Annotated in this window: 9 protein-coding genes; 2 read left to right on the top strand and 7 right to left on the bottom strand. The window is 67.2% G+C overall.

What is annotated here, in order from left to right:
* Both ACO6D5_RS08950 and ACO6D5_RS08945 read right to left on the bottom strand, forming a co-directional pair.
* On the bottom strand, positions 1-2,498 hold a 2,498-nt coding region (locus tag ACO6D5_RS08950; protein WP_485825182.1), incomplete at its 3' end, for a penicillin-binding protein 1A.
* Positions 2,499-2,723: 225 nt separating this feature from the next.
* Positions 2,724-3,542 carry a helix-turn-helix transcriptional regulator gene (locus ACO6D5_RS08945; protein WP_315528348.1) on the bottom strand — a complete coding sequence of 273 codons (819 nt, stop codon included), beginning with the start codon at positions 3,540-3,542 and terminating at the stop codon, positions 2,724-2,726.
* A gap of 165 nt (positions 3,543-3,707) precedes the next feature.
* Between ACO6D5_RS08945 and ACO6D5_RS08940 the strand changes: the two genes are divergently transcribed.
* Positions 3,708-4,985: an MFS transporter gene (locus ACO6D5_RS08940; RefSeq protein ID WP_485825181.1), complete on the top strand. Its 1,278-nt coding sequence runs from the start codon at positions 3,708-3,710 to the stop codon at positions 4,983-4,985.
* 30 nt (positions 4,986-5,015) lie between these two features.
* Here the strand turns inward: ACO6D5_RS08940 and pgaD are convergent, their stop codons facing one another.
* From pgaD to pgaA, 4 genes are read right to left on the bottom strand one after another with little or no spacing between them, the layout of a single operon-like run.
* Positions 5,016-5,462: a poly-beta-1,6-N-acetyl-D-glucosamine biosynthesis protein PgaD gene (pgaD, locus tag ACO6D5_RS08935; protein WP_485825180.1), complete on the bottom strand. Its 447-nt coding sequence runs from the start codon at positions 5,460-5,462 to the stop codon at positions 5,016-5,018.
* A complete protein-coding gene (pgaC, locus tag ACO6D5_RS08930; RefSeq protein ID WP_485825179.1) occupies positions 5,459-6,796 on the bottom strand; it encodes a poly-beta-1,6-N-acetyl-D-glucosamine synthase in 1,338 nt (445 codons plus the stop codon). The genes pgaD and pgaC overlap by 4 nt, the downstream gene beginning before the upstream one ends.
* The gene (gene pgaB, locus ACO6D5_RS08925; RefSeq protein WP_485825178.1) at positions 6,793-8,829 is read right to left on the bottom strand and encodes a poly-beta-1,6-N-acetyl-D-glucosamine N-deacetylase PgaB; all 2,037 of its coding nucleotides are present in this window, start codon (positions 8,827-8,829) and stop codon (positions 6,793-6,795) included. The genes pgaC and pgaB overlap by 4 nt, the downstream gene beginning before the upstream one ends.
* Positions 8,830-8,861: 32 nt before the next feature.
* Entirely contained in the window at positions 8,862-11,333 is a 2,472-nt protein-coding gene (gene pgaA / locus ACO6D5_RS08920) for a poly-beta-1,6 N-acetyl-D-glucosamine export porin PgaA (RefSeq protein ID WP_485825177.1), read from the bottom strand.
* Positions 11,334-11,889: 556 nt separating this feature from the next.
* On the opposite strand from pgaA, the gene ACO6D5_RS08915 reads away from it, so the two are divergent.
* Positions 11,890-13,116, top strand: a complete 1,227-nt coding sequence (locus ACO6D5_RS08915) for a GGDEF domain-containing protein (protein ID WP_485825176.1) — start codon at positions 11,890-11,892, stop codon at positions 13,114-13,116.
* Positions 13,117-13,146: 30 nt separating this feature from the next.
* On the opposite strand, the gene ACO6D5_RS08910 is transcribed toward ACO6D5_RS08915, so the two are convergent.
* The coding region (locus ACO6D5_RS08910; RefSeq protein ID WP_485825175.1) for an alpha/beta hydrolase family protein at positions 13,147-14,175 on the bottom strand (1,029 nt) is incomplete at its 5' end.

Below are 14,175 nucleotides of genomic sequence, written 5' to 3'. Positions count from 1 at the left end.
GGCGCGTTGTCCGCGCGGGGCGCCGGGATCGGCATCAGCGGGGCCTGCACGGCGCTGTTCGGATCCGACGGCGCCAAGGCCGCGCCGGGGGCCGGCAGCGGCTTGACGGAGGTATCGACGCCGTCGGTGGAGCGGTTGTTGTTCAGGAAGTCGGTCAGGGCGTCGCCGGATGACAAGTCCAGCGAGGCCACGGCCTGTCCCGGCGGGAATTCCGAGAAGTAGTATTCGCCGTTTTCCACCAGCAGGCCGTCCGGACGCGGCGCCGGCTTGGCGTCCGGCACGCCCTTGAGCACCGGCTGCATGTAGTCCAGCCAGGTCGACAGGGCCAGGCCGCTGCCGAACTCGTTCGTGCCAAGCGACTTGGGCTGGTCAAAGCCCATCCAGACGGTCGTCGCCAGCGCGGGCGTGAAGCCCGAGAACCAGACGTCCACGGCTTCGTTGGTGGTGCCGGTCTTGCCGCCGACGTCGTTGCGCTTGAGCACCTGGTGCGCGCGCGCCGCGGTGCCGCTGGTGGCCACGCCGCGCAGGATGTCGTCCATGACCCAGGCGGTGCGCGGGTCGATGGCGCGCGCCGCTTCGTCGCCGGCCTTGACGGGCTGCGCCTGCATCAGCACTTTGCCGGAACGGTCGGTCACATGGTCCACCAGATAGGGCGTGACGCGATAGCCGCCGTTGGCAAAGACGCTGTAGCCGTTGACCACCTGCAAGGGCGTGGCGCCGCCCGCGCCCAGCGCCAGCGGCAGCACGGCCGGCCAGCGGGACTTGTCGAAGCCGAAGCGGGTCAGGTAGTCCTGCGCGTACTGCGGCGAGATGGCCTGCAGGATGCGGATAGACACCATGTTCTTGGAACGGTACAGGCCCTGGCGCAGGGTCAGCATGGGCTCGTACTTGTTGCCATCGTTTTTGGGCTGCCAATCCTTAGAGCCCGTCTGGGCGGCCGTCAGCATGAAGGGCTGGTCCGAGATTTGGGTCGCGGGCGTGAACCCCCGCTCCAGCGCCGCGGCGTAGACGAACGGCTTGATGTTGGACCCCGGCTGGCGCCAGGCCTGGGTCACCCGGTTGAAGGTGCCGCGGTTGTAGTCAAAGCCGCCGATCATGGCGCGGATGGCGCCGTCCTCGGGCGTCATGGACACCAGCGCCGCTTGCAGCGCCGGCATGTTGATGATTTCCCAGCTGTCCGAGTCCTTGTCGCCGGTCTTGTGGATGTAGACGACGGAGCCGCGGCGGATGCGCTGGCTGTCGCTGGCCTTCGGGTTCAGGGCGCGGGCGACGACGGCCAGCGCCTTCTTGTCCGAGATGGTGATGAGGTCGCGTCCGCTGCGCGCCAGCTTCACTTCCGTGGGACTGGCCGACAGCACCACGGCGGCGAGCAGGTCTTCGCTGTCGGGCGCCTTGTCCTGCACGCCGTCCAGGACCTCGTCCAGCGCCTGCGGATCGTTCTCGACGCCGTCGGGCAGGTCGAGCTGGTCTTCCGGGCCGGGATAGACGGCGCGGCGCGTGTAGTCCAGCACGCCGTCGCGTACGGCGCGGTAGGCGGCTTCCTGGGCCTTGGAATCGATCGTCGTGTAGACGTCGATGCCCTTGGAATAGGTTTCTTCCTGGAACACGCCGTACATCAGCTGGCGCGCCAGTTCGGCCGGGTAGTCGCCATGCACGGCGAAGCCGCGCGCGCTGGTGCCGTCCGCGCCGCGGATCGTCAGGTGTTGCTTCAGCGCTTCGTCGGCCTGCTCGGGCGTCAGGTAGCCCAGCGTCTTCATGCGGCCCAGCACGTAATGCTGGCGGATTTCCGCGCGCGGGAAATTGGTGATGGGGTTGAAGCGCGACGGGGCCTTGGGGATGCCGGCCAGCATGGCGGCTTCGGCCGGCGTCACTTCCGACAGCGGCTTGCCCAGGTAGGTGCGCGAGGCGGCGGCGAAGCCGTAGGCGCGGTGGCCCAGGTAGATCTGGTTCATGTAGAGCTCAAGGATCTGGTCCTTGCTGAGCTCGTTTTCGATCTTGAAGGTCAGCAGCAGTTCGTAGAACTTGCGCGAGTAGGTCTTTTCCGACGACAGGTAGAAGTTGCGCGCCACCTGCATGGTGATCGTGCTGCCGCCCTGCGACTTCGAGCCCTTGACGACGTTGGTCAGCACGGCGCGCGCCACGCCCATCCAGTCGACGCCGCCGTGGCTGTAGAAGCGGTCGTCCTCGGCCGCGAGCACCGCCTGGCGCATCACGGGCGGGATCTCGTCAAAGCGCAGCACGTTGCGGTGTTCTTCGCCGTATTCGCCGATCAGCACCTTGTCAGCCGTGTAGATGCGCAGCGGCACCCGCGGGCGGTAGTCCGTCATCGCGTGCAGGTCGGGCAGGCTGGGCCAGGCCAGCGCCAGGGCCAGCCCCAACAGGACGGCTCCGCACACGCCGGCGCCGGCCACGGCGATGCCCGCTTTGACCAGGATTCGTTTCCAGGGAAGGCCCGATTTGCCGCCCGGGGTGGCGGAGGATTGCTGGGGGGTGCTCATTGCAGGCGATTCTAGGACAGAACGCTATAGACCGGCCATGGCGCAATAAGGTTTCAGTAACCAAAATTGCCGGGGCAAGGTGGGGGGCGTGTGCCACGTAAATATAGGGACGGGGTCTAGCATACGCGGGGCGCGGCTTTCGCGCGCGTGCGCGATGAAATGCGCTGTGAAATGTATTGCGCGCCGTGACAAACGGCAAGGCCGGTTGCACGCTTTTGTCGGAATTCAGCGTCGGTTCAGCGCATCGGCGTCCTGCAGGTAGCGCTGCGGCGGCGCGCCCAGCGCCCGATGGAACATCGCGCTAAACGCGCTGGGGCTGCGGTAGCCCAGGTCGGCCGCAATGCGCGCAACCGGCACCCCCAGCGACAGGCGGCACACCGCGTCCGCCAGCCGCACCTGCTGCACCCATTGCCGGTAATTCAGGCCCAGCTCGGCCTGGAACAGCCGGATCAGGGTGCGGGCGCTGGCGCCGACTTCGCTGCCCCAGTCTTCGATGCCGCGTTGCAGCCCAGGCTGGTCCAGGATGGCCATGCAGATGGTCTGCAGGCGGCGGTCCCGCGGCCACGGGATCTGGATGGGCACCACGCGGGCGGCGGCCAGTTCGGACAGGATCAGCGCGGCGACCTGCTCGTCGCGGCCGCCCAGCGGGTAGTCGACGGGCGCCGCCGTCAGCGCCAGGATCAGTTCGCGCAGCAGTCCGCTGACCTCGACTACCTGGCATTGCCGCCAATAGCCCGCCGCGGCCTCGGCCTGGATGTAGAGCGACCGCATGGATACCGCGCCCACCATGTCCACGCCGTGCGGCACGCCCGCCGGCACCCATAGCGCGCGCAACGGCGGCAGCGCCCAGAAGCCGCTGGGCGTGGTGACGCGCATGACGCCTTCGACCGCGTAGATCAGCTGGGCGCGGGGATGGGAGTGGGCGCCGGTCTGGGCGCCGGCCGGGAATTCCTTGGCCATGGCCGTGACCGCGCGGGGCAGGTGCTGATAGTCCTGGGCATTGATGCTGCGGGCAGGGTCGGGCAAGGGCAGGCGAGCGGGCATGAGTGTCACTTCCGACAAAAGGATGAGGCGGCCCGTAGAAGCGCCGTAGCCGTATTTTGTCACTTCAGCGACGAAAATTGGCAGTTCTTAGAGGCGCCGGATTCCTACACTGTCCTCTGGTCCCGGCAATGGCGCCGGGTCGTCCTGCCCTTTTGCATGCGCACCATGAATTCCGCCCAGAACCCCGTTGCCGGCGTCACGGACGCTTCCATCCCCGCTCCCGCTTCCGCGCAGGCCGCCACCCCGGCGGCGTCGGACCCGTCCACCGCCTTCAAGGTGCTGGGCGCCATCAGCGTGGCGCATTTGATGAACGACATGATCCAGTCGATCCTGTTGGCCATCTATCCGATGCTCAAAGAGTCGTTCAGCCTGTCGTTCGCGCAGATCGGGATGATCACGCTGGTCTATCAACTGGCCGCGTCGCTGTTGCAGCCGTTCATCGGGTTCTATACCGACCGTCATCCCAAGCCGTATTCCTTGCCGGTGGGCATGGGCTTCACGCTGGTGGGCCTGCTGCTGCTGTCGGTGGCGCCGTCGTTCGGCTGGCTGCTGGTGGCGGCCGTGCTGGTGGGAACGGGGTCGTCGGTGTTCCATCCGGAATCGTCGCGGGTGGCGCGCATGGCCTCGGGCGGACGTCACGGCCTGGCGCAGTCGCTCTTCCAGGTGGGGGGCAACGTGGGGTCGGCGCTGGGGCCGCTGCTGGCGGCGCTTTTCATCATTCCGCACGGGCAGGGCAGCGTGGCGTGGTTTTCGCTGGCGGCGCTGTTCGGCATTGTCGTGCTGACGGGGATCGGGCGCTGGTACAGCGCCAACCGCGTCCGCCTCAAACCGCGCGCTCGGCGCGACGGGGCAGGCAACGGGCTGTCGCGCAATCAGGTGCTGGGCGCCTTGACGGTGCTGGGCGTGCTGGTGTTTTCCAAGTACTTCTATCTGGCCAGCCTGAACAGCTATTTCACCTTCTACCTGATCGGCAAGTTCGGCTTGTCGGTGCGCGAGGCGCAGCTGTACCTGTTCCTGTTCCTGGCCGCGGTCGCGGTGGGGACGGTGGTGGGCGGGCCCATCGGCGACCGCGTCGGCCGCAAGATCGTGATCTGGGTGTCCATCCTGGGCGTGGCCCCGTTCACGCTGATGTTGCCCTACGCGAATCTGTTCTGGACCGGCGCGCTGGTGGTGGTGATCGGCATGGTGCTGGCGTCGGCGTTTTCCGCCATCGTGGTGTATGCGCAGGAACTGGTGCCGGGCAAGGTGGGGATGATCGCCGGCCTGTTCTTCGGCTTCGCGTTCGGCATGGGCGGCGTGGGCGCCGCGGCACTGGGCAAGCTGGCGGACGCGACCAGCCTGGGCTACGTGTACCAGGTGTGCGCGTACCTGCCGCTGCTGGGCGTGGTGGCGATCCTGCTGCCGAATGTGGAAAAGCCCCGGGCGGGCACGGCCCGGGGCTGACGCGCGGGGCCGGCACACGCCCGCTTGCCCTCAGCCCGCCTGGACCGCGCGCAGTCGGGGCTGGCTTTTTTCGATGTCCAGGATCTCGCCTTCGGCGCCGTGGTGGATGACCGATACCCGGGCTGCGCGCAGCTGCGCAAGCTGGGCGGGCGTGACGGCGAAGCTCTTGGCCAGCCGATGGTCCGAGAGCGGCTTGATGGGCTTGCGGCGGTCCTTGCCGCCAAAGCGCCGGTGGTTGTAGACCGCCCAGCCCACCAGCAAGGCGGCATTCGCCAGCGCCAGCAATCCATATCCCCAGAGCGTGCGCACGGTGGGCAGGAAGACGGGCCACAGGGCCACGTCGGGCCCGCCCGCCGCGGCGCGCAGGATGGCCACGATGCCCGAACCGAACAGATAGACGAAGGCGAACCAGCCGACGGCGGTCAGCAGCAGGTCGAACAGATAGCCCGCGCGCGAGCGTTGCGTGGTGATGATCATGATGCGTCCGGTGATTTGATGCCCCGGTCCGGGCTGGTCCAGCGCGCGCGCCGGGCCTGCTTGCGAAGCATGACTTTGGGAAAGCTGACCAGGGTGGTGAACAGGCTGACCATCCAGTAGGCCAGCGGATACCAGATGACCCAGTACAGCGCGCGGGTCAGGCCGGGTTCATAGCGGCGGTCGATCAGGATGCTGACGGCAAATTGCAGCAGGCACACCATCGCCAGCATCATGCCGGTGAAGGCGGGCGGCATCAGGCTGGCGATCTGCATCTGGTTGGGCAGGGCGACGAACTGGCTGACAACCCACAGCAGCACCGAAATCGCGAAGGCGAACGCCCAGGCGGTAGACAGGCAGAATTCCGCCACCAGCGGCCACAGCCGGCGATGGCGCCAGCTCCAGATCGAGCGCAGGTTCTTCAAGAAAACCTCGGCGCCGCCCTGGGCCCAGCGCAAGCGCTGCTTCCACAATCCGCGCAGGGTCTCGGGCATCAGGATCCAGCACAGTCCGCGCGGTTCGTAGAAAATCGACCAGTGGTCGCGTTGCAGCTTCCAGCTGATGTCGATGTCTTCGGTGATCATGTCCAGGCTCCAGTAGCCCACGCGGTCCAGCGCCGCGCGACGGAACGCGGCCACGACGCCGGACACGGTGAACACCTGCCCGTAGACGCGCTGCGTGCGCTTGATCAGGCCGATGATCGACGAGAACTCGCCCACCTGGATGCGGCCGATCAGCGTCGAGCGCGTGCGGATGCGGGGGTTGCCGGTGACGGCGCCAACGCGCGGATTGTCGATCAGCGGCGCCACCAGATATGCGGCCGCGTCCGGGTCCAGCACCGCGTCGCCGTCGATGCAGACCAGGTATTCGCTGCGCGCGGCCAAGGCGCCCATGCGCAGCGCCATCGCCTTGCCCTGGTTCTGGGCCAGGTGCAGCACGCGCAGTTTCGGCTGCGATGCCGCCAGCCGGTCCAGCATGGCGGCGGTGCCGTCGCTGGAGCCGTCATTGATGGCGATGACTTCGATGTGCGGATAGTTCTGGTTCAGCGCGGCCAGCAAGGTTTCTTCGCCGTTGCCGGCTTCGTTGAAGCAGGGCACCAGGATGGACACCAGCGGGTCGCCGGCAAGCAGAGGCGGCTGGCGGTCCTTACCCCATGCCCAATGGCGTTCCCAATGCCACCAGAAGTAGATGCCGCCGGCCATCCACATGCCAGACATGAAAAGGGGGTAGAAGAAGACGAAGCCCAGCAACGCTTCGCCGGTCAGCATCAAGGTGAAGCCGAACGGCGCGCCGAGCACTGCGCAAAGGATTATCAGGGCGAGCAGACGGTCGATCATCGGATGGGATACCACGCTTCGGAGATGGCGGGCCGGATGCCTTGCAACCGGGGCTGGTCCTGCGAGAAGTCGTCGGGGTAGTAGCCGAAGCTGAGCGCGCCGCGCCGTTGCAGGCGCTGCATCCAGCCGGCCAATACCGCGGTGTCCACGGGCGCGCCTTCGGGCTGGCCGGGGCCCGCGCGCCAGTCGCGGCTTTGCAGTTCGAACACGGTCTTGCCCAGCGCGCCCGGACGGCGGGCGACGGCATCCACCATCGAATCCAGCCAGGCGTTTTCGTGGCCTTTCGGCACGTTTTCCATCAAGGGCATCGCCATGGGGGCGGTCCAGTCGTAAGCGCCCAGGAAGTCGTCCAGGTTCTGCGCGAACCAGGTCTCGGATTCCGGATTCAGGACGGGTTGCGCATAGATGTTGCGGGCGGTCTTGATCTGCGGGCCGCGCACCGCTTGCACGCGCTGCGTGAGGCTGGCGGTGAAATCGACCAGGGCACGGCTTTTGAAGCGTGTCCAGCGTTGCAGGGTGTCCGGGTCCGCGCGCAGCTCGGCGATGCTGCCAGGCAGGCCCGCCGCGCGGTACGCGGCAAGTGCTGCGGGGCTGGCGTCTTCGAAGTCGGACAGCAGGGCGTCGTCGTGGAACAGCAGGCCGTCGAAGATCGCGTAGCGCGCCAGGTCTTCGTACAGGTCACCGATGCGGGCGCGCACGGTGGCGTCGAAGGGCGACAGGCGGCGGTATTGGTCGGGGTCGGCTTGCGGCGCGCCTGCCGCCTCGGGGTCCCAGCGGATGACGCGCGGCAGGGACGGGTCCAGGTCAAAGGCCAGCACCGGCATCCAGGCATAGACCATCACATTGGCGCGGTTGTGCAATTGCCAGGCCGCGCGGTTGAACAGGTCGGCGCGCATGGGTAGCCAGCGGTTGGGGAAGTACACCGACTTCACCAGGCCGTCGCCTTCGGGATCCGCATAGGCTTGCAGGAAAACGGTGTTGATCTGCATGTCCAGGATGCGCTGCACCAGTTCCCCCAGGTTGCGATCGGTCTGCACCGGATCGGGGTCGTAGACGTAGTCCAGGTCGACGTGCGCCACCCGCATGAAGGGGTTCGCCTCCATGCCGACGACGCTGTTGGCGAAGGGTTTCAGGGCCGGGTCGCTGGACAGCAGCAGCCGGGGCGTGGACATCAGGCGGCCCAGCCGGCCGGCGCCGTCTTCCAGCGTGAGGGCCAACTGATAGCCGTGCTCGCCTGCGATGCGCAACGTGGAGCCGCCTTCGGCGCCATAGGGCCAGACCCAGACGCGGGGCGCGTGGCCGGTGACGCGGCGGATCTTGGCGGTGATGGCAGCCACGTCGCGGCCCATGCGGGCGTTGAACTCGGCTTCGGTTTCGTATTGGCGGGTCTGCGCGTTGTAGGCGCGAATGGCCGCGGCCGGTTCGGTGTTGCCCTGGGGATTGGCCAGCGCGCCGTAGTGGGAGGCGTCGGTGTGCGCGGCGATTTCCACCAGGCCGGACTGCGAGATTTCGCGGATCTGGTCCCAGGTCAAAAAGCGATCGCGCGCCTCGGGGCTGCCGCCGAAGTCCACCGGCTTGTCGGCCGGCGTATCCATCCAGACGCCGACGGGAGCCAGCAGCGCGGGCCAGCCATAGGCTTTCAGGATGGGCAGCACCCGGGTGTAGAAACTGCGGTAGCCGTCGTCGAACGAGAGCAGCACGGCGCGTTCGGGCAGCGGCTGGCCGCCCTGGCGCGCCGCCAGGATCTGGTCGACGGACACGGCCTGGTAGCCGTTGGCGCGCAGCCAGGCCAGCTGGTCGACCAGCCGGTCGGTGCGCACGCTCAAGAAACCCTGGTCGGGGTCGTCGTCTTCGACGTCGTGATAGGCCAGCGCCAGGAATTGATCCGGCTTCCAGGCCTGCTCGGCGGGGGCCACGGGGCGCTCGGCCGGCGGCGTGAAGACGGGAATGTCCTTGGCGCAGGCGGTCAGGGCCAGGATGACCAGCAGCAGCAAGCCAGCCAGGATCAAGCGGGTAGGGGTGTTAAGCGGCATGACGGGTTCTGGGTCCAGGTTTGGATGGAGGTTCAGAAGCGATAGGCAAGGTCGAACACGATGCGCAGTTCGCGTTCGCGCACGCCGTCGTAGGGGCGGCTGATGCCGGTGACCATCGCGCCCATGTCCAGCACGTCGTTGGCGCGGTAGCGCTGGCCGTAGCCCAGCGCCAGCACGCCGCCGGTGCCGTAGCCCTGTTGGCTGTAGGTGCCGGCGCCCAGCGTGCCGATCTGTTCCCATGCGGTTTCGTAGCGGCGGTAGAGGGTATGCGTCAGGCGCACGCCCGGCACCGCCATGAAGTCGGCCTTCGGGTTGAAGTAGGGCGCGTCGTCACGCGTGTTGTGCTGGGACGACAGGTCCAGCTCCAGGTCCGCTTTCAGGTGCGGGGCGGTGTAGACGCGCTCGCGGCCGTTCACGCCCAGTTCCCAGCGGCGGTTGCCGTCGCTGAAGCGGGACGGGGCGACCGCCAGCGTCCATTCGCGCCGTTCGTTGGCGCGCCAGCGCACGAATCCCGTCAGGCGGTTGGATGAGATGTCGTTGGTCAGGGCGCGCAGCGGCGTCTCGCGCGACATGATTTCGCCCGAGCCGCCGATCTGCCAGTGGTCGTCCAGGTCGTAGGCGGCCGACAGGCGCACACCCGGTTTCACGCCATGGCCGTAGTCATGGGTGGAGACTTCGCCTTCGACGGTCAGGTCGCGGCCGCGCCATTCCACGCCCGTGCGCAGCCAGCGGTAGTTGCCGCGGCCTTCCTCGAAGTCGCCTGCCGCATAGCCGCCGCCACCGAACACGCGCCAGTTGTAGTCGATGGGCGAGGAATAGAGCACGGCATCGATGCCGAAGTCGCCGTTGCCGGTGACGGGGCTGTCCGAGGCCAGCCCCCGATAACCGCTGAGCCGCAATTCGGCCTTGTTGTGGACTTCCCATTCGCGCGCCAGGCGGCGGCTGGTCAGGTTTTCGGGCGTGCGCGCCAGCGTGTCCGCGGACAGCGCTTCCGCCTGCCGCCATTCCTGCAGGTCCAGCGCGGTGAAGCCCTGGCCGTTTTCCACCCCGACGCTGCGGGGCGCCAGGGTTTCGGCCATTTTCAGTTCGGCTTCCGAGGCGCGCGGCAACGAGCGCGCGCGGTACAGGCCGGCCAGGTCGCTGCGCAGGCTGGAGTTGTTGGGGGCGTTGGCCACCATGTCTTCCAGCCTCGCTTGCGCGGCAACGGTGTCGTCGGCCTGCAGGCGGGCGGCGGCAAGCGTCTGGCTGCTTTCCAGGTTCAGGTCGTTGGGCATGCGGGTGGCCTGGCCCTTGTAGTAAAGCCAGGGGGCATAGCCCGACTGCACGGCTTCGGTCACCGCGCCAGTCTTGTCGTATTGCTCGCCTTCGGCCAGCGCGTAGTAGCGCCCCGTCTGGTTGGCCAGCCGCTGCTCGGGATCGTCATTGTTGAAGGCGTCGTCGGCCGCGACCTGTTGGTAGAGGTCGCGGGCGCGTTCAGGCTGGCGCAGGTACAGATAAGCTGAGGCCACATCGTTCAGGGCATAGCGCGGCACGGTCACGCCTTCGGCGACCAGCGCTTCGTATTCCTGCGTCAGATCGGCCATGCGCACGCGCGCATGCAGGGCGTGCAAGCGGTCGATGCGGGCACGCGTGACGTCGTCGCGCGCCGCGTCGCCCAATTGCCGCCAGGCAGGAATCAGCGTGTCATAGCGGGCCAGCGCGCGGTCTGCGATCACGAAGCGCTCGGCCTCGCTGCGGGTCGGCATCGCCGCCAGACGCACCTGCTGAGCCAGTGCATCGGCCTCGAAGCCGCGCATTTGGGCGGCATTGAACAGGTCCGGATGCCGCCGCGCGCGTTCCAGCGCCGTGTCGGCCATGCGGGCGCGCTGCAGCGCGTAAATGTATTCGCGCTGCACGGCAGGGGAATCGGGGGCAAGGCCTTGCGCCAGATCCGTCTGATGCAGGGCTTCGAAGGGCTGGCCCTGGCGGGCGTGGACATAGGCCAGCGCCAGGCGTGCGTCGGGGTTCCTGGGTAGGCTCGCCACCCATTTCCGGCCGGCGGCCAGGGCCGGGTCGAATTGGCCGGCGTCCGCCAACGTCATGATTTCGCCGGCGGCAAAAGCGGACTGCCCGGGGTGGCGGCGGATCCCCTCGCGGAAGGCGGCCAGGGCTTGCGGCCAGCGCCGTTCGTCGCGGTAGGCGCGGGCCACCGCCAACTGCACGTCGCCGGGCAGCGCGGCGCCGGACGGCAGGGATTCATAGGCCGCGATGGCCTCGGCGGGCTTGCCGGCCCAACCGGCGATGATGATGTGATCTTGGATGGCGCGGGCGCCCGCGGCCGGCCCTTGCTGGCGCAGCATGGCCAGCGCGGGCTCGTAGTCGCCGGCACGGGCGCGGAGGATCAAGGCGTCGTAATCGTCCGCCGGGCCCGCCAGGGCCAAGGCGGGTGCCAGGGCCGCGCAGGCGGCCAATCGGCGCAATGTCGTTCGGGCAACCGGGGGTTGCTTGGGTCCTCTATTTTGCATCTGTTGTACTTCCGCAGTTGCGACTAGGGATGTTCATGGCTCCGCCGCCCTGCGGGCGCGCTGGCGGCAGAACCGGCAGCGACTCGAGCGGCGCGCGGGGCGCCCTCGGGAAGGGAGGCGAACATGTGGTTTGGACTGCGCGGCGCCCGCTACGGGGACCTTCGCACGCGCGCTGAGGCGGTGCATGGCTAGTACGCGCCACGCCCGTAGGGCGTGGTCGAGGGGCTTCTTGCGGCTCCTGCGACAAATGGGACTGTAGGGGTTTTCCGCAAATTCAACTGTCAATTACTGCAAAGGACGATCCCGGCGCGCTGCCCTTGGCGTATTCTTCGTTGCATACCGTGCAATCGTCCTGGCGCGGCTGGTAAAGGTTCTGGATAAATCGCATTCGCCTCGCGACGGCTCTAGCCCGTCCTGCGTGCCGTGCGTTCATTTGTCCTTCTGGTAACAAAAAGCATCAAAAATGCTGACGTGTAACGCGTTTCCACTTACGAACCCAGTGCAACGGCAATTCCAAGCGACGGCAAGCGCCTGAAGGCGCGACCCGGCAAAAACCATGACGACTTCCTTGTTCTTCCTGATGTGGGGGCTGGCTACGGCGTTGGCGTTGCCGCTGCTGCTGCCGTTCCAGGCGCGCGGCGTGGGCGGCGTCCAGGCGTTCATCGCGGCCAATGCGCTGGCCGTGTTGTCCCTGTTGTCGTACGCGTCGGCGGAGTTCATCGCCGCAGGCATTTATGTCATGGCGTCGAACGCCGCGTGGGTATGCGCGGTGGGCCTGGTCTATGTGGGCCTGCGCCAGTTCTTCGGCCTGCGCCCGCACATCGTGCGTACTTCGGGTATCAGCGCGGCGTGCCTGTTGGCATTGGCCGTGATGCTGTATGGCGAGGACAACCTCGTCGGGCGCATGGTGCTGTTCTCGGCCTATACCTGCGTCTACATGGCGATGGCGGGCTGGGTGATCTACCGGCAGCGCGCCGATATCCAGACGCGCGGCGTGACGCTTTATCTGATGTTGGCGACCTTCGGCCTGGCCGGCCTGCATGCGGCGCGCGCGGTGATCTATGCCGCTGGCCTGGCGCCGCCTGTCTCCCTGCTGCAACCGTCATCCTGGGGGCTGTTCTTCATCGTATGCGGATCGGTCACCGTGCCCGCGCTGTTCCTGGCCCTGTTGCTGCTGATCCAGACCCGTCTGTCGGAACAGATGCAGGCCGCGCTGACGTTCGACAGCCTGACCCGCGCGTATTCCCGGCGCAGCATCCTGGACGAACTGGAGCACGAGCTGCAGCGATGCAGCCGCATGGACGGCCAGTTGGCCGTGCTGGTGCTGGACATCGACCACTTCAAATCCATCAACGACCGCTACGGCCACGCGGCCGGAGACACCGCGCTGAGGCATTACGCGCAGGTGGTGCAGAACGCGGTGCGCGCCTCGGACCGCTTCGGCCGGCTGGGCGGCGAAGAATTCGTGCTGCTGATGTATGACTGTGATCCGGCGCGGGCGTTGATCCACGCGCAGCGGGTGTGCGACGCATTGCGGGACACGCCGCTGTATTTGCAGGGGGGGGAAGTGCAGATGACCACCAGCGGCGGCCTGGCGTCCTACCAGCCGGGCGACAGCGCCGACGTGATCCTGGCGCGCGCCGATGTGGCGTTGTACCGCGCGAAGGAACAAGGCCGCGACCGCGTGGAGATGGCATTTTCCGGGCGCGGCGCGGGCCGTGTGCAGGTGGGCGGCGTGGCGGCCAACGCGCCGTTGGCCGCTCAGGAAGCCTCGGGCGACTAGGGCCGGTCCGAGGTTCCTTTCAACTACAGGCTAGGGCTTGAGGTGTTCCGTCAGGAACTTCTCCATCGCTTCGTAGAACTCGAACTTGTTCTCGTCGTTGTGGAATCCGTGGCCTTCGTTGTCCTTGACCATGTATTCCACTTCGATGCCGCGGGCCTTCAGCGCCTTGACCATCTGGTCGCTTTCATCCTTGTTCACGCGGGGGTCTTTGGCGCCCTGCGCGATGAACAGCGGCGTCTTGATCTTGTCCGCATGCAGCGCCGGCGAGGTGGCCGCCAGACGGTCGTGGTCGCGCTCCGGATGGCCCACCATGTCCTGCATCTTGTCCAGCATGGGCTTCCAGTACGGCGGAATGGACTTCATGAACGTGAACAGGTTCGACACGCCCACGTAGTCCACTGCGGCGGCATAGAGGTCTGGCGTGTACGTCACGCCGGCCAGGGTGGCGTAGCCGCCGTAGCTGGCGCCGTAGATGCCGATGCGCTTGGGGTCGGCGATGCCTTCCTTGATCAGCCATTGGACGCCGTCAGTGATGTCGTCCTGCATTTTCAGGCCCCATTGTCCGAAGCTGGCTTCCCAAAAGGCGCGGCCGTAGCCGGTCGAACCGCGGAAGTTCATCTGCAGCACGCAGAAGCCGCGGTTGGCCAGGAACTGCGTTTCGGGGTTGTAGCCCCAGCCGTCGCGTGCCCACGGGCCGCCGTGCGGGTTCACGATGCAAGGCAGGTTCTTGGGATCGCGCCCGGCGGGCAGCGTCAGGTAGCCGTGGATGGTCAGGCCGTCGCGGCTTTGATAGCTGATCGGGCGCACGTGCGCCATGTCCGCTTCCGGGATGGCTGGGTTGATGTCGGCCAGCTTGGTGAGCGTGTCGGTGGTGGCGTCATAGATGTAGCGCGAACCCGGCGTGCGGTCGTTGTAGGCGGCGACGATGAACTTGTTTTCGTCGCGGTTGGAGCCTTGCAGCGCGATCTCGTAGCCCGAGAGCTTTGCCGACAGCGTCTTGAACAGCGCTTCGGACTGGGCGTCGAAGAACTTGAATTGCGGCTTGTCGGTCTGGTAGGC

This window comes from Achromobacter sp., assembly GCF_057314935.1.
This window is presented reverse-complemented; position numbering and strand designations above follow the sequence as displayed.

What these genes read in the sequence shown, in the direction of transcription:
- ACO6D5_RS08945 (WP_315528348.1), bottom strand. Translation starts at nt 3,542, where the DNA reads ATGCCCGCTCGCCTGCCCTTGCCCGACCCTGCCCGCAGCATCAATGCC.
- ACO6D5_RS08940 (WP_485825181.1), top strand. Translation starts at nt 3,708, where the DNA reads ATGAATTCCGCCCAGAACCCCGTTGCCGGCGTCACGGACGCTTCCATC.
- pgaD (WP_485825180.1), bottom strand. Translation starts at nt 5,462, where the DNA reads ATGATCATCACCACGCAACGCTCGCGCGCGGGCTATCTGTTCGACCTG.
- pgaC (WP_485825179.1), bottom strand. Translation starts at nt 6,796, where the DNA reads ATGATCGACCGTCTGCTCGCCCTGATAATCCTTTGCGCAGTGCTCGGC.
- pgaB (WP_485825178.1), bottom strand. Translation starts at nt 8,829, where the DNA reads ATGCCGCTTAACACCCCTACCCGCTTGATCCTGGCTGGCTTGCTGCTG.
- pgaA (WP_485825177.1), bottom strand. Translation starts at nt 11,333, where the DNA reads ATGCAAAATAGAGGACCCAAGCAACCCCCGGTTGCCCGAACGACATTG.
- ACO6D5_RS08915 (WP_485825176.1), top strand. Translation starts at nt 11,890, where the DNA reads ATGACGACTTCCTTGTTCTTCCTGATGTGGGGGCTGGCTACGGCGTTG.